The following is a 22,160-nucleotide window of genomic DNA, read 5'->3' on the forward strand; positions in this document are numbered from 1 at the left end:
GGTGAGGCCCGCGCGGGAAGTTTTCATGAAAAAATTCAAACTATCGTCACCCACGTCGTTCAGAACTTCAGGTTCAACGTTAAGTAGGAGACGACATGCAATACCGACAACTGGGCCATTCGGGCCTGCTGGTATCCGAAATCATCCTCGGCACCGTGCCCTTTGGCGGTCGCGCCGAGTTTGAAAAATGCGGGTCGGTAGACGTGCCCCAGGCCAGGCGCATGTTCGATATCGCGTTCGACGCCGGGGTGAATATGGTCGACACCGCCGACCTCTACTCCCATGGGCTGGCCGAAGAAGTCGTCGGCAAAGCCTTGGGCGACAAGCGCAACGATATCCTGCTGGCCACCAAGGGCCGCAGCCCGGTGGACAAAAACCCGAATAACTCAGGCTCTTCGCGCTACCACCTGATTCGCGCCTGCGAGGCCAGTTTGAAGCGCCTGGGCACTGACCATATCGACCTGTACCAATTGCACAATTGGGACGGCATGACCCCCATCGAGGAAACCCTCGAAGCCCTGCGGCTGTTGGTAGGGTCGGGGAAAATCCGTTACTTCGGCACCAGCAATTTTACTGCCTGGCAGATGATGAAAACCCTCGGCAAGGCCGAATTGCACGGCATGCTCAAGCCCATCACCCAGCAGATCTACTACACGCCGGAATCCCGCGAGGCCGAGTACGAGTTGCTGCCATTGGCCCTGGACCAGCACGTGGGCACTCTGGTGTGGGGGCCGATGGGCGAAGGCCTCCTGACCGGCTCCACCCGCCGCGGGCACCAGCCACCGGCCAATACCCGCCAGGGCAGCGGCTGGCCCGAACCCTACGTACATGACCAGGAACGTGCGCTGGACATCATCGAGACCCTCGCCGCCGTGGGCGATGAACAGGGCGTGTCGGTGGCGCGCACCTGCCTGGCCTGGCTCAAGGACCGTCCAGGGATTACCTCCCTGATCGTCGGCGCCCGCACTGAAGCGCATCTGCGCGACAACCTGGCGGCCACAGAGTTGAAACTCACCGAAGAACAGTTCGCGCGCATTGAAGCGGTGACACGGCGCCAACCGTTGTATCCGTACTGGCATCGTTTTACTGCCGGGATTGATCGCTTCGATCCGGCAGAGCAGCCGTTCCTGGCCGAGCACCAGAAAACCATGGATGCACGCAAGGACAAATAATCCAGAACAGCGTACCTGTGGCGAGGGCGCTTGTTCCCTCACCACAGGTTACTTTTGGCCCTTTCTACGTCTTCACTGACTGACATGGGGGCAAATCCCCCTCCCACATTTAATCCCGTACCAACCCCAAAAAGAGTACGGCTTTGATCCCAAGCCTGATTTGCAATCAAACGCCGCAGTGCCTATATTTCCCGCCTGGCGCTCTCTACGCCACCTTCCGCGGAAAGGGCTGCGCCCAAGACAGTCAGGCTCCACCTCATTTCTACGACTCCCAACCTTAAAGCGGAAAAGGTTTGTGCAAGGAGATCGTATGTCGCAACGCCCTGTATCCTCCAACACCGATGGCCGTCTCAACCTTGAGCAGCAGCGCAAGCGCGCCAAGGAATTGTTGCGGCAGCTGAAAACCCAGGACCCCAGCGCCACCCTGTCCCAGGCTCAGTGGGAGATCGCCAGGCAACTGGGTTTCAGCAGTTGGCCCAAGCTCAAGGCCCATGTCGACGCCATTGACTTCGCCGCCCGCCATCCCGACTTTGCCGCCAGCGACGAAGCACGCACCACCCACTGGCGCTGCGGCAATGACATTGCCCATAGCCTTCAGATTGCCGGGTTCAAGGGCCACTTCCACATGCTGAGCGACCCGCTATGCATGGGCCCGGTGCGCGACGTACCCACCGCAGAATTCCGCGCCCTGCGCAGCGCTTTCATCAGCCAGACCTTTGCCCTGCCCGCAGCGGACGTCACGCGCCGCGTCGACGATGAATACGATCAGCTCCACTCCTTGGCCAGCGCCGAGCACAGCGTGCTGTGGTGCGAGGCGGACGCCTATGACCAGTTGTTCCTGATCCGTGCCCTGGCCGGCCTGGAGCAGATGCCGCCCAAGCTGGAGCTGATCGAGGTGGATCGTATCCCCGGTGTCGAGCGTTTTATCGGTATCGGCCAGTTGGCGCCCGATGTATTGGCGTGGCTATGGCCACAGCGGCGCTTGATCGGTGACGATGCGGTGCAACTGGCCAAACAGGCCTGGTCGGCCTATTGCGACAGCTCACCGACGAAGTTGGCGAAGCTTGCCCATGGTAAACACCCCGCCCTGCCTTTGCTGGCCCCGGCGCTGTTGCGTCAGTTGCAGGAACTGCCGGGCACCCAGGACGGCCTGTCGCTGACCGAACGCCTGGCCCTGACCTACCTCGCCGAAGCCGGGACGCTGCCATTTGGCCGTGTGTTCGCCGAGCTGATGGCCAGGCGCGACCCGCTGCCGTTCCTGGGGGATATGATGTTTCATGCGCTGTTGCGGCCGTTGATCGATGGCGAGCAGCCGTTGCTGACGGAAACCGAGACGCATCTGGACTGGCCGCGTCGGCCGCTGGCGCTGACTCCCTTGGGCCATGAAGTGCTCAACGGACAGGCGTACTGGCTCGACCATGCCAGCCACGAACGCTGGGTGGGCGGTACGTGCATCAGGCCCGGCCAACCGCACTGGATGATTGACGAGGCTCTGCGCCCCCAGTACAGAGCGCAGTAAAAAAGCAGCCCGCCGTGCATCACCCACGGCGGGCTGTTTTAGTAGTCATCGGCGCCCAGGCTGAAGACGGTGGTGCATCAACGCGGGATTAGGCTAATGTGCCGCCCACGCGCCCTTTCCCTGCGAGCCCCCTGCATGCGACCCCTGATCTTCGCCAGCCTGTGCCTGCTGGCAGGCTGTCAACAAACGCCGCCGGCCAACGACCAGCTCGACGCCGTACTCTGGACCCAGACCTCCATCGAACACGAGTTGATCTATCGCCAGGTCTTCGCCAATGCCACCCGCCAGCTCGACGTGGCGCTGGCCGATCCCCGCTGGGACGCGCTGCCCTTCCCCCCACGCAACCTCAGCGGCCTGCCGCCGGCGGTGGTGGTAGACATTGATGAAACCCTGCTGGACAACGTGCCGCTCAATGCCCGCGACGTGATCAATAACCAGGTGTATGGCTACGACCGCTGGAACACCTGGGTCGACCAGGCGAATGCCCAGGCCCTCCCCGGTGCCGTGGCGTTCCTGCAAGCGGCACAACAAAAAGGCATCACGGTTTACTACCTGACCAACCGCGAACACAGCCAGGTCGCGGCCACTGTGGCCAACCTGCGCCTGCGCGGTTTTCCGGTGGAGAGCAATCAACAGGTGCTCGCCGCCAGCACGCCTACCGGGCACTGCGAAAGCGCCGGCTACGGCAAGAACTGCCGCCGCCAATGGGTCGCCAGCCAGGCTCGCGTGCTGTTGATGGCCGGTGATTCCCTGGGGGATTTCGTCCAGGCCGAACACAATACCCTCGAGGCCCAGCGCAAGGCGGTCGAACCCTATGTGAACTGGCTGGGGCAGCGCTGGTTTTTGCTGCCCAACCCGACCTATGGCAACTGGTACAGCGCGCCCTATGGGGATGATGAAAAGCTGCCGTTCGCGCAGAAACGCCAGCTCAAGCAGCAGGCGTTGCAGTTGCAGGAGTAACGCCGGACTAGTGCAAGCGCCCGCCCAACGGGTACTCGACCGCCAGGCGGATCTGGTTGGCATCCAGCTCCGCCTGCGCCGCATTGCCCCGGTGCACGGCGTGGCGCAGGGTAAAGGCGAGGTTTTTCGCGACACCGGACTGCACCACGTAGCGTGCTTGCAGGTCACGCTCCCAATGCTTGCCCCCATCACCGTAGCCGAGCCATGGGTAGCCGCCACCAGGATCCATATGGCGGCCGTCGATACCACTGCCGCGTACATACAACGCCGCCAGGCTCAGGCCGGGCATGCCATGGCCCGCCAGGTCCAAGTCATAGCGCGCCTGCCACGAGGCCTCCCGGGGGGCGTTGAAATCGGACAGCGCCACGGCGTTGCTCAGGTAAATCGCCCCGCGCGTCACGTAGTCGAACGGCGTGTCGCCACTGACTTTCTGATAGCCCACGCCCACACTGTGGGCACCGAACCGATACGTCGAGAGCAGGCTCCATGTGGTGTTATCGATGCGCCCGGACAACGCCTTGCCGGTGTCCTGGGTGCGATACAGGTTCAGGTCAACGGTCAGTGCCTGGCCGGGAAACAGCGGCCGGGTGTAGACCGCCCCCAGGTAATGCTGGCGCCAGGTGTCTTCATAGACAGCACTGAACACGCTGGCGCTCAGTCCCTTGATTGCCGTATTGCGTATGCCCACCAAGTCAAAGCGATCGCCTTGCTTGCCGTTGGAATAGTTGACGACAAATCCTCGGTCATGGCTGCTGGCGTTGCGGTCGGTGCTCTCATTGAAGTGCCCCGCGAACAGGGTGGTGGCCGGCAACTCGCGGCTGGTCAACAACCATCCCGTCGCGGTTTCGGGCAGCAAGCGGCTGTCGGACGAGGCAAACACCGGGGTTTTCACCCGCTGCTCGCCATAGCGCAATTCGGTTGAGGAAAAGCGCAGTTTGGCAACTGCACCACCGCGGCTGAACTGCTCCTTGGGGTGGCCGTCATTGTCCACCCCCAATAGCCGTGCCTTCCCGGCACGTCCACCGCCACTGTCCAGTTGCCAGGCGGAATAAACGTGTGCATCCAGGCCAAAACCCAGGGTGCCGGTGGTGAAACCCGAGGCGTAGTCAGCCATCAGGCCATAGGCCCATTCCTCCGCCAGGTCGCTGCGCTGGGATCGCGGTTTGTAGGCGTTGCGAGCGCCGTTGCTGAGGGCGCCATGCTGGTAGTCGCGGCGGTCGTAGACACTGCGGTTGAGCAGGTTCCACTGGCTGTCCTCGATAAAGCCTTTGGCGGTGTCTTGTTCGGCGGCGAAGGCGAGCAGGCTCTGCCCTCCCAGTGCCAATAGCAGGGTGCGGGTCGATAGCATCTTCACGGTTTGACTCCAGAACGTGTCAGGCAAAGGTGTTCCGCAGGGCGCAGAACACCGTTGGTTCCGTCAGAGGTATTTGAGAATCGCGATGTCGCGACGACGCTGTTTGAGGCCGGCGAACCAGCGCGTCGGGAAGAACAGCAACACCCCGAGTATCACGCTCCACAACCACACCACCGGCAGGTCGTCAAAACCGTAGTACGTGCCCTGGTTAGCGCCCCAGATCGCCAGCGCGACCAGGTACATGGCCTTGAGCACGTAGAGGTGCAGCAAGTAGAAAAACATCGGCGCCCCACCGTAGATCGCCAGGGTCGCGGTAGCCCAGCGGGACTGCCATTTCTCGAACAGTGCCAACAACAGCAGCGACAGGCCCAGGGTGGGCATCAGGAACATCAGCGACGGCGGGTATTTCTTCGCGCTCATGAAGCTCATGAAGGTGCGCAATGCATCACCGGTCTGCACCCAGGGTTTCTCGCCATACACGTTGAGGTAGCGGATAAACACAAACGCGACCAGCAAGCCTGTACCCAGCTTGACCAGGCGGGAGATACGCTCCGCCGACGGCATCGCCTTGCCAAACCACGGGCCGATGCCCCAGCCCAGCAAGATCACACCGATCCACGGCAATATCGGGTAAGTCGTGCGGGCGCGGGTGAATTCGGTAATGTCGATAAACACCCGCTGATGCAGGATCGACCAGGGCACGAAGAACGGCGACTCCGGCCCGACTGTCACGCCATCGAGCAGGTTATGCCCGGCAACAATCGCCACCCCCAGCACGATCAGCCAGGCACGTTTGAAGTGCAGCAAACCGGCAAGCACGATCATGCACAGGCCGATACACCAGATCACCTGAAGCCATAACGTCTTGGGCGGGAACTCGGCGTTCCAGGCAAAGCACACGAAGGTGATTTCCAGGAACACCAGGAACAGACCGCGTTTGAGCAAAAACACCGAGGTTTCGCGGGCGCTGTGTTTTTGGCTGTAGAGCCAGGCCGACAAGCCCGTCAGAAAGATAAACGCCGGGGCGCAGATCTCGCTGAGCATACGGGTGAAATACAAGTCCGGGGTGACACTCAAGGCATCGATCGGGTCGGTGACCTGTCGGTGCAGCAAGAAGGTTTCGCGCACATGGTCGATGAGCATCAACAGCATCACAAAACCACGCAGCGCATCGATAGCCAGCATGCGCGTGGCCGCCGTGACGTTCGTGCGGGCAAGCGTCGGCGCAACAGTGCCCGCCTGACCGGCCAATCCTGAAGAAAGGGTCATATCAATCACTCATGAAGGAGGCAATGAATCAGGCTGACTTTTTCAGCCTGGCGACTTCCGATGCCGGCAGTTGCGACGGCGCGCGAGGTAACGGCGCCTGGCCTTGCTGGCGGTGGAACGACAACGTCGAACTGAAGCGTTTGACGTCAAACCGCTCGGGTTTACCCGCCGGATCAAGACGCTCGCCAGGGCTGTTGTCCTGGTACTCGACGGCCACCACGTAAGTGCCCTGCCAGGGCAGCTCGAAGCTGACGTTGCCGGCGGCATCGCTGCGCTGCTTGAAGACTTCACCGGAGGCGGTTTCCAGCATCACTTCCTGGCCCGTCAGCGGCTTGCCCGCGAAGAACACCCGGAACTGCGCACGGCCCGCATCGGCAACGCCGGTGGGCACGATATCCAGGATCAGCTCCGGGCTACGGGCACGCAGGTCACCGACCCAACGCGTGGCCGGCGTCCAAGCGGCTTTCAAGGTCTTGGCGCCTTCATGCACATCGAACATCGGATAGTGCAGGTCTTGCGCCAGCAACGAATCCTCGGGACTGGGCTGCTCAGCCAGCATGAACGCCTGGCGTTGCAGGCTCAGCTGCAGCGGTGCCGACCGGTCGGCCATCGACCACGCCTGGAGTTGCCTGAACCGGTCCATTCCCCCCGGCGTGACCTCCAGCACGTTCTTGTCATATTCCCCGTAGTACAAGGCCAGGGGCTGGCCGGGAAGTTGCTCGTACCAAATCTGATGCGCCTCGCTGGCGGTTGCCAGCATGAACGCCCCATAACCCAACAGTGCTTTTGCGTTGCTCATTCGCATTTTTTTCGCTCCGATTGGTGGTGTTCAACACAAGGCTGTCGCGGCTGGAAAACACCGCACAGCCCTGCGCTCCCTCACTCTGCACGCATTACAACGCAGGCCCTTTTGCGGTATGCGCCGAATTGCGCCCACGGATCGGCGCAGACCACTGTTTAAGGGTCCAAAAAAGTGTTTTATGCGGGTTGCGTCGAGATGAGGCGTTTAGCCAAGACTACGAGTGGGTGTGTCCAATTGAGGTGCAAAAGCAGTGAGCTTTGATCGTTTCCACGTTCTGCGGAAAGCTGTGTACCTGATGTACCGAGGTGCCTGCATCGCAGGCAAGCCAGCTCCCACATTTGAACCGGCTCACCCCATAAAGCGGGGTCAACTGACAGACCGCCATCGGGGGCAAGCCCCCTCCCACAGGAAAGCGAGCGTGTGTCAGTGCCGCAGCAACTTGCGCAACGGCACGCCATCCTTGAGCACCGGTGACTTGATCACGATATAGCTGAAGTACTTGGAGATACCGATGTTCTTGTCCAGCAAGCTTTCAACCACTTCCTGGTAATGCTGGATGCTGCGGGTCATGAAACGCACCAGATAGTCGTAGCCACCACTGATCAAGTGACACTCGAGCACTTCGTCCACCAGGCGGATATTCGATTCGAACTTGGCAAAGTCTTCGCGCTTGTGGTCGCTGAGGGTGATCTCGGTAAACACCGTGACCGAGTCGGTGATCTTGGCCAGGTTCAAGTGCGCCTTGTAGCTGGAAATATACCCGGCCGACTCCAGCCGCTTGACCCGTTGCAGGCACGGGCTGGCGGACAGGCCCACGGCGTCGGCGAGGCTGACATTGGTCATCCGGCCGTCTTTTTGCAATTCAACCAGAATACTGATGTCGATCCGGTCCAGCTTGACTTGCCCTTCCATTGCGTACCTCTTGACTGCCGTTTGTAAGACAATCTTCTAGCAAAATCAGCGCCGTAAAGACAGCTGATGCTGCGCCACCAGATCCGCCATGCTGTTGATGCAGTAGTCCGCCGCGCAAGGCGAAGGCTGCCGCGCCCGGTGGCGGCCGATCAAACAGCGGTCCAGCGCCGCGTGTGCGCCGACTGACGGTCGCGTCACATGCAGCACCGGTTGCAACTGCTCGCCCTGGTCCGTGAGCCATTGCGGGTCTTCGGCGAGGGAAATGAAATCTTCCGGTGCAATCCCCAATCGCTCGCACAACACCCCGCGATCCTCGGCATCACGGTCGCCACGCACCAGCAATCGGTAGAACTTGCGCAGGTACAGCATCGCCCCCGGGGCATCCTCGAACAACGACCAATTGCCCGCCGAACGGGCAAAGCTCATGCCCTCCTCCCAACTGGCGTGCAATCCCCACGCCTCTGCCAGTTGGCGATGGGCAAAACACAACACGCCACTGAAGCCCAGCTCGGCGAAACGCGGATAGAGCTGGGCAACCTGCGCATTGAATTCGGCCAGCACCTGGTCCTTGGCCGGCTGCCCGCCACGGCTGTCGAGCAGCGGTTGCAACGCCGCCCACACCCCGGAATCGCGATCCACCAGCACTTCATCGCAATCGATCAGCAACGCTCGATAATCTGTCAGTCCCATGTGGGGTCAAGCCTCCAATGCTGCAGTTGGCCCATAGTGGGCACAGCCTCAGTTCAAGACCCGTGCCAAGGCACCGTCGAGGATTTTCAGCGCTTCGTCGACCTGGGCTTCGGTGGTCACCAACGGCGCGAGGAAGCGCAGTACATTGCGATGCACCCCGCATTTGATCACCAGCAGACCACCGGTCCGGGCTTCATCGATCAGCCGTTGGTTGAGGTCGGCATCCGGGGTGCGGGCCGGGTCATCCTTGATCAATTCCATCGCCAACATAAAGCCGGTGCCGCGCACATCGCCGATGCGCGAGTAGCGCGCCTGCAAATCGAGCAAACCCTGGCGCAGACGCTCGCCCAGTACTTGGCTGCGCGCCAGCAACTGCTCCTGCTCGAACGCATCGATCACCGCCAGCGCCGCCGCACAGGCCAGCGCATTACCGCCGTAGGTGCCGCCCAGCCCGCCGGGCAATGGTGCATCCATGATGTGCGCCTTGCCGACTACGCCGGACAACGGCAAGCCGCCGGCCAGGCTCTTGGCCACGGTCACCAGGTCGGGCTGGATACCCGCATGCTGGAAACCGAACCAGGTGCCGGTGCGACCGAAGCCAGTCTGGATTTCGTCGAGGATCAACACGATGCCATGCTTGTCGGCCAACGCTCGCAGCGCCTGGAGAAACTCAGGTGGCGCGGTGAGGAAACCGCCGTCGCCCTGCACCGGTTCGATGATGATTGCAGCCACCCGCTCCGGCGCTACCTGGGTCGCCAGCAACTCATCCAGGGCCTTGAGCGCGATGTCGCTGGTCACGCCGCGATAAGCATTCGGGTACGGGGTGTGGAACACCTCCGGCGCAAACGGCCCGAAGTTCTGCTTGTAGGGCTGGCTCATGCCGGTGAGCGTGGTGCCCAGCAACGTGCGCCCGTGGAAACCGCCACGGAAGGCGATCACCGCCGAGCGATTGGTATGGGCGCGGGCGATCTTCACCGCATTTTCCACCGCCTCGGCGCCGGAGGTGAAGAACGCCGCTTTGTACGCTTCCTGGCCGCCAATCATTTCACACAGACGCTGGGCCAGGTCGAGGTAAGGCTGATAGGCAACCACCTGGAAGCAGGCATGGGAGACCTTCTGCAACTGGGCCTGCACAGCGGCGACCACCTTGGGGTGGTTATGACCGATGTTGAGCACGCCGATACCGCCGACGAAGTCCAGGTAACGCTTGCCATCCACGTCCCACAACTCGGCGCCCTGGGCACGGTCGATCACCAGCGGGTGCGCGGTCACCAGGCCACGGGGCACGAACTGCTCGCGCTGACGGAGCAAATGAGGGGTTTCGTCGACTTTGCTATTCATGGCATTTCCCATCGTGAGTCCGGCAACCGGAAGGTGGTTGCGATGCTGTCCAGAGTACGACCTGCGGGCAACGAACTACGCCGAACTTGCCCCGTGAGAAATTCGGATCAACTGTTTTCGCCCCGCGTTTCAACAGATCCTGCGCCGGGCTTGGGGGATGATGATCGCTACCTTCATCCAGCAGGAAATGCCCATGGCCTTGCTCTACAAAGCTGACCCGGTGCGCGGCCAACACTGGCAGGCACTCTTTGCCCAACACGCGCCAGATATCGAATGGCGCGCCTGGCCCGACATCGGCACCCCCTCCGAGGTCGACTACCTGGCCGCCTGGCAGGCGCCGGAAGATCTGGCGCACGTGCTGCCCAACCTGAAGGTGTTGTTTGCGTTGTCGGCCGGTGTCGATCAACTGGATCTGGACTGTCTGCCTGCGGGCCTGCCGGTGGTGCGCCTGCTGGATCCGGGCATCACCCGCGGCATGTGCGAGTACGCCAGTTGGGCGGTGCTCAGCCTGCACCGCGACATGCTGCGCTACCGCCAGCAGCAGGTGGCGCGCTGTTGGCAGGCACACCTGTTGCAGCCGGCTGCGAACCGGCGCGTAGGGGTGATGGGCCTGGGAGCCCAGGCCCAGCAGATTCTGGCGACCTTGGCACCGCTGGGCTTTGCCCTGTCCGGCTGGGCGCGCAGTGCGCACCAGGTGCAGGGGGTGGAGTGTTATGCGGGGGAAGCGCAACTGCCGGCGTTTCTTAGCCAGTGCGATATTTTGCTGTGCGTGTTGCCGTTGACGGAGCAGACCCAGGGGATTCTGGACCGACGCTTGTTTGCGCAACTGCCACGGGGGGCGGGGTTGGTGAATATGGGCCGTGGGGGGCACCTGGTTGAAGAGGATTTGCTCGAGGCACTGGAGAGTGGGCAGTTGAGTGGGGCCGTGCTGGATGTGCTGCGGGAAGAGCCGGCGCCGCCGGAGCATCCGTTTTGGGAGCACCCGCAGGTATTGTTGACGCCGCATATTGCGGCGATGACGCAGCCGGAAAGTGCGTTTGGGGTGTTGTTGGAGAATATTCGGCGGTTTGAGCGGGGGGAGGAGATGGTGGGTGAGGTGGATCGGTTGCGGGGGTATTGAGTACCTATCCGTTGCTGCGATAACGGCGACTTAGGGTTCCGCCCTTACGGCGGGTCACTTTGGAAAAGAGCCGGAATGCCGGCCCAGCCCAAAGTAACCAAAGGGCTCTTGCCCCAACACTCGGCACCTCGCCTAGGCTCGGTGTGCCCTCACTCCGGCCAGCGTGTTTAACGGGGCGCCTGAGATCAAGATCAAAAGCCGGAGCAAAAGCAGAGCAGAAGCAAACCGAGGTCCATCTGATATATGGAGATCCAAATGTGGGAGGGGCGGTGCGACGATTCGACTTGCCCCCGATGAGGGAGTGTCATGTGATGGATTTGGTACTGACCCACTGCAATCGGGGGCAAGCCCCCTCCCACATTTTTTACCGAATACACCAGACCCAACCCCGGTCGGCTCTAAGGCCGCCGCGCTTTGGCTTTTGATCTAAAATCGCCCCGTCAAACACGCTGGCCGAACGCAGGCTTTGGAGCGTGGGTAACCCGGCAGGACGCCGGGTTAGCCGCGCTGGGCCAGGGATGGCCCATCGCGGCGGCCCACGCTCCAAAGCCGGAGTGAGGGCACACCGAGCCTAGGCGAGGTGCCGAGTGTTGTACCTTTTGGTTACTTTTGGGTCCCTCCAAAAGTGACCCGCTGTAAGAGCGGAACCATAGGCAGCCGTTACCGCAGCAACGGATATGTACTCAATCAAAAAGCCGCCCAGCTATCGCAACCCCCACATCCTGAGTCGATCCCCTGCCCCCCAAATCCGGCGTGACCACCCCTTCTGCAATCACCGCCTCAATCGCCCGCAATATCCCATCATGCGCCGCCCGATACCGCCCATCCCCATTGCCTAAAAAGTCCAACATCAACGCCCCCGACCAGATCATCGCAATCGGATTGGCAATGTTCTGCCCATAGATATCCGGCGCCGACCCATGCACCGGCTCGAACAACGACGGAAACCGCCGCTCCGGATCCAGGTTCGCCGACGGTGCTATCCCAATGGTCCCCGCACACGCCGGCCCCAGGTCCGACAGAATGTCGCCAAACAGATTCGACGCCACCACCACATCAAACCGATCAGGCTGCAACACAAACCGCGCGCACAAAATATCGATGTGCTGCTTGTCCCACGTTACCTCGGGATAGTTCGCCGCCATCAATGCCGTGCGCTCATCCCAGTAAGGCATGCTGATGGAAATCCCATTGGACTTGGTCGCCGCCGTCAGCTTCTTACGCGGACGAGTCTGGGCCAGGTCGAAGGCAAACTTGAGAATGCGATCAACCCCACGTCGAGTGAACACCGACTCCTGCAGTACAAACTCATGCTCGGTGCCTTCGAACATCTTGCCGCCCACCGAGGAGTATTCGCCCTCGGTGTTTTCGCGAATCACCACAAAGTCGATGTCCCCCGGCTTGCGCCCAGCCAGTGGGCACGGCACGCCGGGAAACAGCCGCACCGGGCGGATGTTCACGTACTGGTCGAAGTCGCGGCGAAACTTGAGCAGCGAGCCCCACAGGGAGATATGGTCCGGGACTTTGTCCGGCCATCCCACGGCGCCGAAGTAGATCGCGTCAAAGCCCTTGAGCTGCTCGAACCAGTCCTCGGGCATCATCTGCCCGTGTTCCAGGTAGTAATCACAGTGAGCCCAGTCGAGCACTTCGATGCTCAGGTTCAGGTCCCAGATCCTGGCGGCCTGTTCCAGTACCCGCAGCCCTTCGGGCAGCACTTCCTTGCCGATGCCATCGCCGGCTATCGCGGCGATTCTGAATGCCTTGCTCATGGTGCGTGCCTCGCAAAAATTCAGTTCAAGCCGCCGATATGGAAGGCTTTGACTTCAAGGTATTCGTCCAGGCCGTACTTGCTGCCCTCGCGTCCCAGGCCCGATTGCTTGATGCCGCCGAACGGCGCGACCTCCATCGAGATGATCCCGGTGTTGAGCCCGACCATGCCGAACTCCAGGGCCTCACCAAAGCGCCACGAGCGCTGCAGGTCCTGGGTGAAATAGTAGGCGCCCAGGCCGTACGGGGTGGCGTTGGCCAAGGCGAGGGCCTGGGCTTCGTCGGTAAAGCGCATCAGCGGTGCCACCGGGCCGAAGGTTTCTTCATTGGCCAGCAACATCCCGGCGTGGGTGTCGCCGAGTACCGTGGGCTGCACGAACTGGCTGTCGCCGCTGGGGACTGCGCCGCACAGCAACTGGGCGCCCTGGCTCAGGGCGTCGTCGATATGCCGCGCGACTTTGTTCACCGCTGCGGGGTTGATCAGCGGGCCGATCGTCACGCCGTCTTCCAGACCGTTGCCGACCTTGAGCTTGCCCACCTCTTCCACCAGCCGCGCCGCGAAACGCGCGTAGATACCGTCCTGCACCAGGATGCGGTTGGCGCACACGCAGGTTTGCCCGGCGTTGCGAAATTTGCTGAGCATCACCCCGGCCACCGCCTGTTCAAGGTCGGCGTCATCGAACACGATAAACGGCGCATTGCCGCCCAGTTCCAAACTCAAGCGTTTGATGTGCTCGGCGCTCTGGCGCATCAACAGGCGGCCGACGGCGGTGGAGCCGGTAAAGGAAATCTTGCGCACCGCCGGGTTGCCGGTCAGCTCTTCGCCAATGCCGGCGGGCAAGCCGGTGATTACATTGAACACCCCGGCCGGAATGCCGACGCGCTCGGCCAGCACCGCCAGGGCCAGGGCCGACAGCGGCGTGAGGTCCGAGGGTTTGACGATGATCGGGCAACCGGCGGCCAGCGCCGGTGCGCATTTGCGCGTGATCATCGCATTGGGGAAATTCCACGGGGTGATGGCGGCACATACGCCCACCGGTTGCTTGAGGGTCAGCAAACGGCGATCGCCACTGGGTGCGGGCATGGTTTCGCCGTAGACCCGGCGCGCTTCCTCGGCGAACCATTTGACGAAACCGGCACCGTAGCGCACTTCGCCACGGGCTTCGTTCAGCGGCTTGCCCTGTTCGCAGGTCATGATCAGCGCCAGGTCATCGAGGTTGTCGATCATCGCCTGATACCAGCGCTCCAGCAGCGCCGCGCGTTCGGCGGCCGGGCGGGCGCGCCAGGCGGGCCAGGCACGCTCGGCAGCTTCGATGGCGCGGCGGGTGTCCACCGCGTCCATGGCCGGCACCTGGGCAATCAAGTGGCCGGTGGCGGGGTCGCGGATGTCCAGGGTGGCGCCGCTGTCGGCAGCGATCCACTGGCCATCTACGTAGGCGAGTTCAGCCAGCAGGCTGGGGTCTTGCAAGCGATTCTTGAGCATGGTCGAGTCCTGATCCGAGACACGCTCCAGTCTAGGGAGGTGCCGCAAACGAGGATGCCGAAAGCGCGGTTAAAGCAGCGTGCCGTGCTGAAATTCACCTCAGGACGGCAGGCTCTGCTAGGCCGTCAGCGAACCGAGCAAGCCTTGCAAAAAGCGCTCGCCGGCGTCCATCTGGCTGATCTCGATAAACTCGTCGGGCTTGTGCGCCTGCTCGATGGAACCCGGCCCGCACACCACTACTGGCACGTCCAGGCGCTGCTTGAACAGGCCGCCTTCGGTGCCGAACGAGACCTTGGACGTGCCGGTGCCCGGCGCGGCGAATTGCTTGAGAAAGCGCACCGCCTCGACGCTGGGATGGGTGTCGAGGCCGGGATAGACGTTGATCGTTTCGATCTCGATGGCCGCCACGCTGGACAGCTTCTGCGCCTCCCGCACGATCACCTCGGCGCGCTCGCGCATCTGCTCCAGGAACGCGTCCAGGTCGTCCGCCGGCAGGTTGCGCACTTCAAAATCCAGGGTGCACAGGTTGGGCACGATATTCAGCGCCTTGCCGCCGATAATCTGGCCGACATGCACGGTGCTGTAGGGCACGTCATAGTCGTTGTCCTGGGCACCATGGCGCTGCAACTGTTGCTGGCTGTCACGCAGGGCGGCGATAAAGTCACAGGCCACGTGGATGGCGTTGACCGAGCGCGGCGCGAGCGATGAATGCGCCTCCAGGCCTCGGCAGTACGTGCGGTAGGACCCCTTGCCCTTATGGCCGAGTACAAACTGCATGTTGGTCGGCTCACCGATCACACACAGAAACGGCCGCACCGGCGCCAGGTGCAGCACGTCGAGCAAACGCCGCACGCCGACGCAGCCGATCTCTTCGTCATGGGACAGGGCCAGTTGCAGCGGGCGGTTCAAGCTGTGGTCGGCGGCGTCCAGCATGGCGTCGATGGCCAGGGCGATAAAGCCCTTCATGTCGCAGCTGCCACGCCCATAAATGCGCCCGTCCTGCACGGTGGCGGCGAAGGCGGGAAAGGTCCAGGCCTGCCCCGCCGCCGGCACCACGTCGGTGTGTCCGGACAGCAGCACGCCCGGCTGTTCCTTGGGCCCGGTGCTGGCGAACAGGTTGGCTTTCTTGCCGCTTGGGTCCTTGACGATCAGCGACTCGATGCCCTTGGTCAGCAGCAGGTCGCGCACATATTCAATCAAGGCCATGTTCGACTCCGATGACACGGTGTCGAAGGCCATCAGTTGTTTCAGAATCTCCAATACGCGGGGTTTCATGAGGCCTGGCTCCGTTGCTCGGCAGGTAGGGCGAACCGGGTGATGGAGAATGGCTCGATCGGGGTACTGGTGCTGCCAGTGGCAAGCAGTTCGGCCATCACATCGCCGACGCCCGGGCCAAGCTGGAAACCGTGGCCGCAAAACCCGAAGGCATAGAACAGCCCGTCGACGGTACCGCTGGGGCCCATCACCGGCAACGAGTCCGGCAGGTAGCCTTCGATGCCGCTCCACACGCGGATGATGTTCAGGTTGCCGACGCCCGGCAGCAGGCGGCGCATCTGGCTGACCTGGTTGAGGATGCTGCGCGGTTCCACGTAGGCGCGGCGGTTGAGCATATCCGGCTTGCTGCGGTAGCCGCCGCCGATGACGATATTGCCACGGGGAATCTGGCGGAAGTAGATCACCTCTTCGGGCACCTTGGTGTACACGCCGATCACGGTGGGCAAGGCATAAGGCACCGGCTCGGTCACGGCCATTTGCGGGCCGTGGGTGTCCAGCGGTACCGGTTCGCCGAACTGCGCCGAGAGCTTCTGGCCCCAGGCGCCGGCGGTGATCAACAGTTGCGCGGCGTGGAACTGGCGGCCGTCGGTGGTAGTGACCTGGAAGTCGTCGCCGACTTTCTGCACCTCGGCCACTTCGGTGCGTTCTTCGATCTGCGCGCCCAGGCGCCGAGCGGCACGGGCAAACGCCGGCGCGGCCAGGCGCGGGTTGGCATGGCCATCGTGGGGCGCGTAGGAGCCGCCCTTGACGTCCGGGCCAAGGAAGCCGAAGCGTTGATGCAGTTCGGCGCCACGATAAATCTTCAGGTCCAGTTGTTCCGCTTCCGGTGCGGCCGCGTAGGCCTCAAGCTCGGCGATTTCATCTTCGCGGTAACACACACGCATATGCCCGCTGGGGATGAATTCCAGGTCGTCGTCGATCAGTTCCGGCAGGCGCTTCCATAGCTCCCACGAGCGGTTGGCCAGGGCCAACTGGCCGAGGAAGCGCCCTTGCCGGCGCACATTGCCGAAGTTCACACCACTGGCGTACTGACCGATCTGGTCGCGCTCCAGCAGGATCACCGACTGCCCACGACTACGCAGAAAAAACGCGGTCGCCGAGCCCATCACACCCCCGCCGACAATCACCACATCGGCTTTTTGCACGCTCATGACGAGACCTCCTCGGTGATCAACATCGATAACGGTTTGACCGGCGCCTGGCCGCGTTGGCGCCCGACCTCCTGCACCGGCACGCCGGCAGCGGCGGCGATCACTTCGGCCCCGGCCTGGGAGCAGTAACGCCCCTGGCAACGGCCCATGCCCACGCGGCTGAACGCCTTGGCGCGATTGACTTCGCAGGCGCCCTTCTCTTTCACCGTGCGGCGCAGCTCGCCAGCGCTGATCATCTCGCAGCGGCACACGATGGCGCTGTCCGGCAACGCCTTGGCCTGTTCGCTCGGCCAGGGGAACGCCTGGGCCAGGCCCAGGCGGAATTGATCCATCACCGCCAGGGCCTGCTGTTGTGCATCCCGCAGGCCGGCGTCGACCGGGTGTTGCAGGTCTTCCAGCAGCGCCAGCGCCACCAGGCGCCCGGCGTGCTCGGCGGCATCGGCGCCGCGAATTTTCGCTCCGTCACCGGCCGCGTACACGCCCTTCACCGAGGTGCGTCCGGCGTCATCCGTGGCCAGCCACCATTGGCTCGATGCGGCATCGAACGCCATGCGACAACCGGCCAGGTCACCCAGCTGGGTTTCCGGGCGCAGGTGGTAACCCAGCGCAACGGCATCGGCCTGCACCGTGACAGTCTGCCCGTTGCCGGTGGTGAAACGCACACCGCTCACGCCATTGGCCGCGTCGCCCATCACTTGCAGCGGCTTGACCCCCAGGTGCACCGCCACCTTGGCGCGGTACAGTTGCGCCAATAGCTTGATCCCCGTGAACAGCACGCCAGGCCGCGCCAGCAGTTTGGGCAAGGCTTTCAGACGCAGGCTCAAGGCTGAGGTGTCGAGCACCGCCGCCACTTCGGCGCCGGCCTTCACGTATTGGCTGGCGACCAGGTACAGCAACGGCCCGCTGCCCATGAACACCACGCGATGGCCGATGGACACGGCCTGGTTTTTCAAGGCGATCTGCGCACCGCCCAGGCTGTAGGTGCCCGCCAGTTGCCAGCCCTCGATGGGCATCAGGCGGTCGGTGGCGCCGGTGCAGAGGATCAGTGCGTCGTAATCCACCGTGGTGTGGCGGCCCTGGCTCACGCAGCACAGCTGCCCCGGCGTGAGGTTCCACACCAGGGTGTCGGGGCGGTAGTCGATGGCGTCGCGCAGGCGGTCGAAACTCTGGTGCAGGGCCTGGGCCTTGCCGGCTTCGCTGCCGTACAGGGTCGCGTAGTTGCGAGTGAAGCCTTCTGGCTGACGCCGGTAGATCTGGCCCCCGTCGCGGCGGTTCTCATCGATCAGGATCGGTTTGATTCCGGCCGCCAGCAGGGTTTCGGCGCAGCGCACCCCGGCCGGTCCGGCGCCCACAATAACTACCCGTGCAGTGGCCATGTCGCCTCCGGTTGTGTGGTAACGATGTCCAGCCCTTCACGGACTTCATTGGAGCAGGCGCGCAGGCGTTCGCCGCTGCGGGTCCACACCCAGCAATCCTGGCATGCGCCCATCAGGCAGAAACCGGCACGGCGGCCGCTGTCGAATTCCGATTGGCGCAGTGCATTGCCCTGGGTCAGCAGCGCGACCATCAAGGTGTCGCCCTGCAGGGCTTCGACGGCGGCGCCATCCACGGTCAGGCTGACCGTCGGCCGGCCCTGTTCGGCCAACCTCACAAAACGCCCGTTCATGCATAGGCTCCCAAGGTCATGGTGGTGACGCCCTGCTGGGTATTCAGCAAGTGGGCGCTGTCGTGGTGGCAAAGGATTTCACCACCGTTGTCCAGGCTGCGGCGGCTCGGCGCGGTGCGGTTGCACAGGCCGTCGACGCGCACCGGGCAGCGATTGAGGAAGGTGCACAGTTCCGGCACGTTGGCCCGCTCGCCAATCGCTGGCAGCGCCTCGGACGTGGTGCCGCAGCTTTCCAGCCAGCCCTGGCGCAACTCGGGCACCGAGTGAATCAACAGGTCGGTGTAGGGGTGGAACGGCGGCTCGGCAAACGACTCGCGGCTGCCGGCCTGGACCTTGCGGCCGCTGTACATCACCACAATGTCATCGCACAGCGCACGCACGGTGGAGATGTCGTGGCTGATAAACAGGTACGACACCCCCAGTTGCTGGCGCAGGTCGCGCAGCAGTTCGAGGATCGCCGCGCCCACCACGGTGTCGAGGGCCGAGGTCACTTCGTCGCAGAGGATCAGGTCGGGTTTGGCCGCCAGCGCGCGGGCCAGGTTGACCCGCTGCTTTTGCCCGCCAGACAACTCATTCGGGCGCCGTTCGGCGAGGTCGCGGGGCAGGCGCACCAGGTCGAGCAGTTCGCCGATGCGGGTTTGCAGCGCCGCGCCTTTGAGGCCGAAATACATTTTCAACGGCCGACCGATGATGGCCGCCACGCTGTGCATGGGGTTGAGCGCGGTGTCGGCGTTCTGGAACACCATCTGGATCCGGCGGAATTGCTCCGGGGTGCGCTCGGCGAGGCTGCCGCCCAAGGGTTGCCCGTCGAAGGCCAGGCCACCGAGGGCCGGGGTCAACAACCCCGCCACCACCCGGGCCAGGGTGGACTTACCCGAGCCCGACTCGCCGATCACGCCGATGGCCTGGCCACGGCGCACGGTGAGGTCGATGTCTTCAAGCACCCGAATCGACGGCATGCCGTGCAGGTTCTTGTTGCCGTAGCCAGCGGTGAGGCCGGTGATGGTCAGCAGCGGTACCTCCCCGGCGACGCCGCAGGGCGGGCGAATGGTGGTATCGGGCCGTGCGGCGGCCAGCAGGCTGCGGGTGTAGGCGTGGGTCGGGGCGTTGAGCAGCGGTGCGGTGGCGCTTTGTTCGAGGATCTGGCCACCGTTGAGCACCACGATCTGGTCGGCCATTTGCGCCACCACCGCCAGGTCGTGGGACACGTAAACCGCCGTGGCCCCGCGCTCGCGCACCACGCGTTTGAAGGCGCGCAGCACGTCGATCTGGGTGGTCACATCCAGTGCGGTGGTCGGCTCGTCGAGCACCACCAGCAGCGGGTCGCTGATCAGCGCCATCGCCGCCATCACCCGTTGCAGTTGCCCGCCGGAGACCTGGTGCGGGTAGCGCTGGCCGATGCGCTCCGGGCCCGGCAACGCCAGGTCGCGGAACAGTCCGATGGCCTTGGCGTGCAGCTCGGCCCGAGTGCCCAGGCCATGGATCAACGCGCCCTCTATCACCTGGTCAATGAGTCTTTTGGCCGGGTTGAACGCTGCAGCGGCGCTTTGCGCGATATAGGACACGCGGTTGCCGCGCAGGCCTTGCAGTTGGTGTTCGCTCAGGGTAAGCATGTCGTGCTCGCCGACCTGCACCACCCCGCCGGACAAACGACAGCCACGCCGTGCATACCCCAGCAAGGCCAGGGCGATGGTGGTCTTGCCCGAGCCGGACTCACCGATCAACGCCAGCACTTCACCTTTTTTCAGGGCAAAGCTCACGCCCTTGACGATTTCCACCTCGCCGCGCTCGCCACAGGCGACCACGCGCAGGTCTTCGACGCGAATCAATTCAGTCATTTCAATGGCCTCCCGTGCGTCGACTACGTCGCGACGACAGATAGTCGATCAGCAGATTCACGCCGATGGTCAGCGTGCCGATGGCCAGCGCCGGAATGATGATGGCCAGCGCGCCCTGGTTAAGGCCGCCGATGTTTTCCCGCACCAGCGAGCCGAGGTCGGCATCCGGCGGTTGCACGCCCAGGCCAAGAAAACTCATGCCGCTGAGCAACAGCACGATGTAGCCGAAACGCAGGCCCAGGTCGGTCAGGACCGGGTTGAGCATGTTCGGCAGGATCTCCATGCACGCCACGTACAACCGGCGCTCGCCACGGGTACGCGCGACCTGCACGTACTCCAGGGCTTCGATATTGACCGCCATGCTGCGGGCGACGCGGAAGGAGCCGGGGATATAGCTGATCACGGCCGTACAGATCAGCAACGTCACCGATGAGCCAAAGGCCGAGACCATGATCAGCGCAAGCATTTTGCTCGGGATCGAAATAAAGGCGTCCATGATGCGGCTGATGATCTCGTCCAGCCACTTGGGCGAGACCACCGACAACAGCGCACACCCGGTGCCGAAGATGCTGGCCAGTAACGCCGCCACCAGCGCCAGCCCGACGGTGAACCGCGCGCCCACCAGCACCCGGCTGAGCATGTCGCGGCCCAGGTAATCGGTGCCGAATGGATGCGCGAGGCTGAAGCCTTCGAAGATGTTATCGGACACCACCTCCCCCACCGGGTGAGGCGCCAGCCACGGGCCGAGCAGCGCCACCAGCAGCCAGGCGACGCACACTACGCCGCCCAGCAGCCCCAGCCACGACGGGCCGCTGGACACCTTGGCGAGTGCCAGGGCGGAAGAAACAGGCTTGGATTTCGCAATGAGGTTGTTCATTGGTTTCTCAGCCTCGGATTGGACAGGATCGCGCACAGGTCGGCGAGCAGCACCAGGCCCAGGTAGGCCGCGCAAAACAACATGGTGCACGCCTGCACCAGCGCCATGTCGCGGTTGGTCACGGCATCGACCATCAAGCTGGCAATGCCGGGGTAGTTGAAGATGGTTTCGACGATCACCACCCCGCCCAACAGGTACGACAGGCTCAGGGCGATGGCGTTGGCAATCGGCCCGATCGCATTGGGCAAGGCATGGCGCAGCACGATGCGAATCGGGCTGACGCCCTTGAGCCGGGCCATTTCCACGTAGGGGCTGTCGAGCTGGTCGATCACGGCGGCGCGGGTCATGCGCGCCATTTGCGCCACGATCACGCAGCACAGCGTCATCACCGGCAAGGCATAGGTGCGCAGAAATTGCAGCGGTGAACTGATGTCGCTGGCATACGAGAGGGCCGACAACCAACCGAGGTTGACCGCGAAAATCAGCACCGCCAGGGTCGCCACCAGAAATTCCGGCACCGCGACCATCGCCAGGGTGACGAAGCTCAGGCAGCTGTCGATGCGCCCGCCCCGGCCCATCGCCGAGCCGATACCGAGTACCAGCGCCACCGGCACCGAGACCAGCGCCGTGGCGCCGGCCAGCATCAGGGTGTTGGGCACCCGGCCCGCCATCAGCTCACCGACCGGCATGGCGTTGGAGACCGACACGCCCATGTCGCCAGTGAGCAGGCTCATCAACCAGTGCAGGTAACGCAACACACCGGGCTGGTCCAACCCCAGTTTCAGGCGCAGGGCCGCCACCTGTTCAGGGGTCGCGAACTGGCCCAGGGATTGTTGCGCCGCGTCCCCCGGCAGTACCGCCGTGATCGCGAACACGACCATGGACACGATCAACAAGGTCAAGGCCCCGGCACCGAAGCGCCGGCCGATCAACCACAGTGTATTGCTATTCATCCCACGACCCT

Annotated in this window: 19 protein-coding genes; 4 read left to right on the forward strand and 15 right to left on the reverse strand. The window is 63.3% G+C overall.

All coding sequences use genetic code 11. The annotated features are described in order from the left end of the window. Positions 1-95: 95 nt before the first annotated feature. The 3 genes from HDC32_RS06230 (at position 96) to HDC32_RS06240 (ending at position 3,651) form a co-directional block, all read left to right on the forward strand. Complete coding sequence (locus HDC32_RS06230; RefSeq protein WP_145336234.1) at positions 96-1,172, forward strand: aldo/keto reductase; 1,077 nt, start codon at positions 96-98, stop codon at positions 1,170-1,172. Between the two features lie 310 nt (positions 1,173-1,482). Then, on the forward strand, positions 1,483-2,691 hold the full coding sequence (locus HDC32_RS06235; protein ID WP_184742991.1) for a DUF1835 domain-containing protein: 1,209 nt from the start codon (positions 1,483-1,485) through the stop codon (positions 2,689-2,691). 135 nt (positions 2,692-2,826) lie between these two features. Next, positions 2,827-3,651 carry a 5'-nucleotidase, lipoprotein e(P4) family gene (locus HDC32_RS06240; RefSeq protein ID WP_145336238.1) on the forward strand — a complete coding sequence of 275 codons (825 nt, stop codon included), beginning with the start codon at positions 2,827-2,829 and terminating at the stop codon, positions 3,649-3,651. A gap of 7 nt (positions 3,652-3,658) precedes the next feature. Here HDC32_RS06240 and HDC32_RS06245 read toward each other — a convergent pair whose 3' ends face one another. The 6 genes from HDC32_RS06245 to gabT all read right to left on the reverse strand — a co-directional run bounded on the left by HDC32_RS06245 (position 3,659) and on the right by gabT (position 10,019). Continuing rightward, positions 3,659-4,999 (reverse strand): OprD family porin, encoded by a 1,341-nt coding sequence (locus tag HDC32_RS06245; protein WP_221461918.1) that lies wholly within the window; start codon positions 4,997-4,999, stop codon positions 3,659-3,661. A gap of 69 nt (positions 5,000-5,068) precedes the next feature. Then, positions 5,069-6,274 (reverse strand): DUF1624 domain-containing protein, encoded by a 1,206-nt coding sequence (locus tag HDC32_RS06250; protein WP_167655757.1) that lies wholly within the window; start codon positions 6,272-6,274, stop codon positions 5,069-5,071. Positions 6,275-6,302: 28 nt separating this feature from the next. After that, the gene (locus HDC32_RS06255; RefSeq protein WP_237683117.1) at positions 6,303-7,073 is read right to left on the reverse strand and encodes a DUF4198 domain-containing protein; all 771 of its coding nucleotides are present in this window, start codon (positions 7,071-7,073) and stop codon (positions 6,303-6,305) included. A 426-nt stretch (positions 7,074-7,499) separates the two neighbouring features. Continuing rightward, positions 7,500-7,988 (reverse strand): Lrp/AsnC family transcriptional regulator, encoded by a 489-nt coding sequence (locus tag HDC32_RS06260; protein WP_010449292.1) that lies wholly within the window; start codon positions 7,986-7,988, stop codon positions 7,500-7,502. A gap of 45 nt (positions 7,989-8,033) precedes the next feature. After that, on the reverse strand, positions 8,034-8,678 hold the full coding sequence (locus HDC32_RS06265; protein ID WP_131698227.1) for a 2-haloalkanoic acid dehalogenase: 645 nt from the start codon (positions 8,676-8,678) through the stop codon (positions 8,034-8,036). A gap of 48 nt (positions 8,679-8,726) precedes the next feature. Further along, positions 8,727-10,019 carry a 4-aminobutyrate--2-oxoglutarate transaminase gene (gabT, locus tag HDC32_RS06270; RefSeq protein ID WP_184742997.1) on the reverse strand — a complete coding sequence of 431 codons (1,293 nt, stop codon included), beginning with the start codon at positions 10,017-10,019 and terminating at the stop codon, positions 8,727-8,729. 193 nt (positions 10,020-10,212) lie between these two features. On the opposite strand from gabT, the gene HDC32_RS06275 reads away from it, so the two are divergent. Then, on the forward strand, positions 10,213-11,139 hold the full coding sequence (locus HDC32_RS06275; protein WP_184744116.1) for a glyoxylate/hydroxypyruvate reductase A: 927 nt from the start codon (positions 10,213-10,215) through the stop codon (positions 11,137-11,139). Positions 11,140-11,822: 683 nt separating this feature from the next. Here the strand turns inward: HDC32_RS06275 and HDC32_RS06280 are convergent. The 9 genes from HDC32_RS06280 to HDC32_RS06320 all read right to left on the reverse strand — a co-directional run bounded on the left by HDC32_RS06280 (position 11,823) and on the right by HDC32_RS06320 (position 22,149). Next, positions 11,823-12,908, reverse strand: coding sequence for a tartrate dehydrogenase (locus tag HDC32_RS06280; protein ID WP_184743000.1), 1,086 nt, complete (start codon positions 12,906-12,908; stop codon positions 11,823-11,825). Between the two features lie 20 nt (positions 12,909-12,928). Then, positions 12,929-14,389 (reverse strand): NAD-dependent succinate-semialdehyde dehydrogenase, encoded by a 1,461-nt coding sequence (locus HDC32_RS06285; protein ID WP_131698230.1) that lies wholly within the window; start codon positions 14,387-14,389, stop codon positions 12,929-12,931. 117 nt (positions 14,390-14,506) lie between these two features. After that, positions 14,507-15,664 (reverse strand): acetylornithine deacetylase, encoded by a 1,158-nt coding sequence (gene argE, locus HDC32_RS06290; protein WP_167657069.1) that lies wholly within the window; start codon positions 15,662-15,664, stop codon positions 14,507-14,509. Further along, positions 15,661-16,815, reverse strand: a complete 1,155-nt coding sequence (locus tag HDC32_RS06295) for an FAD-binding oxidoreductase (RefSeq protein ID WP_167657070.1) — start codon at positions 16,813-16,815, stop codon at positions 15,661-15,663. The genes argE and HDC32_RS06295 overlap by 4 nt, the downstream gene beginning before the upstream one ends. Then, positions 16,812-18,191 (reverse strand): NAD(P)/FAD-dependent oxidoreductase, encoded by a 1,380-nt coding sequence (locus HDC32_RS06300; protein WP_167657071.1) that lies wholly within the window; start codon positions 18,189-18,191, stop codon positions 16,812-16,814. Before HDC32_RS06300 ends, HDC32_RS06295 begins: the two co-directional genes overlap by 4 nt. Continuing rightward, positions 18,173-18,481 carry a (2Fe-2S)-binding protein gene (locus tag HDC32_RS06305; protein ID WP_184743003.1) on the reverse strand — a complete coding sequence of 103 codons (309 nt, stop codon included), beginning with the start codon at positions 18,479-18,481 and terminating at the stop codon, positions 18,173-18,175. The genes HDC32_RS06300 and HDC32_RS06305 overlap by 19 nt, the downstream gene beginning before the upstream one ends. Continuing rightward, entirely contained in the window at positions 18,478-20,319 is a 1,842-nt protein-coding gene (locus HDC32_RS06310; protein WP_184743006.1) for an ABC transporter ATP-binding protein, read from the reverse strand. The genes HDC32_RS06305 and HDC32_RS06310 overlap by 4 nt, the downstream gene beginning before the upstream one ends. A gap of 1 nt (position 20,320) precedes the next feature. Further along, positions 20,321-21,196, reverse strand: a complete 876-nt coding sequence (locus tag HDC32_RS06315; RefSeq protein ID WP_131698235.1) for an ABC transporter permease — start codon at positions 21,194-21,196, stop codon at positions 20,321-20,323. After that, positions 21,193-22,149: an ABC transporter permease gene (locus HDC32_RS06320; protein WP_090406235.1), complete on the reverse strand. Its 957-nt coding sequence runs from the start codon at positions 22,147-22,149 to the stop codon at positions 21,193-21,195. Before HDC32_RS06320 ends, HDC32_RS06315 begins: the two co-directional genes overlap by 4 nt. Between the last annotated feature and the right edge of the window lie 11 nt (positions 22,150-22,160).

It is taken from the genome of Pseudomonas sp. JAI120, from assembly GCF_014207255.1.
GTDB lineage: Bacteria > Pseudomonadota > Gammaproteobacteria > Pseudomonadales > Pseudomonadaceae > Aquipseudomonas.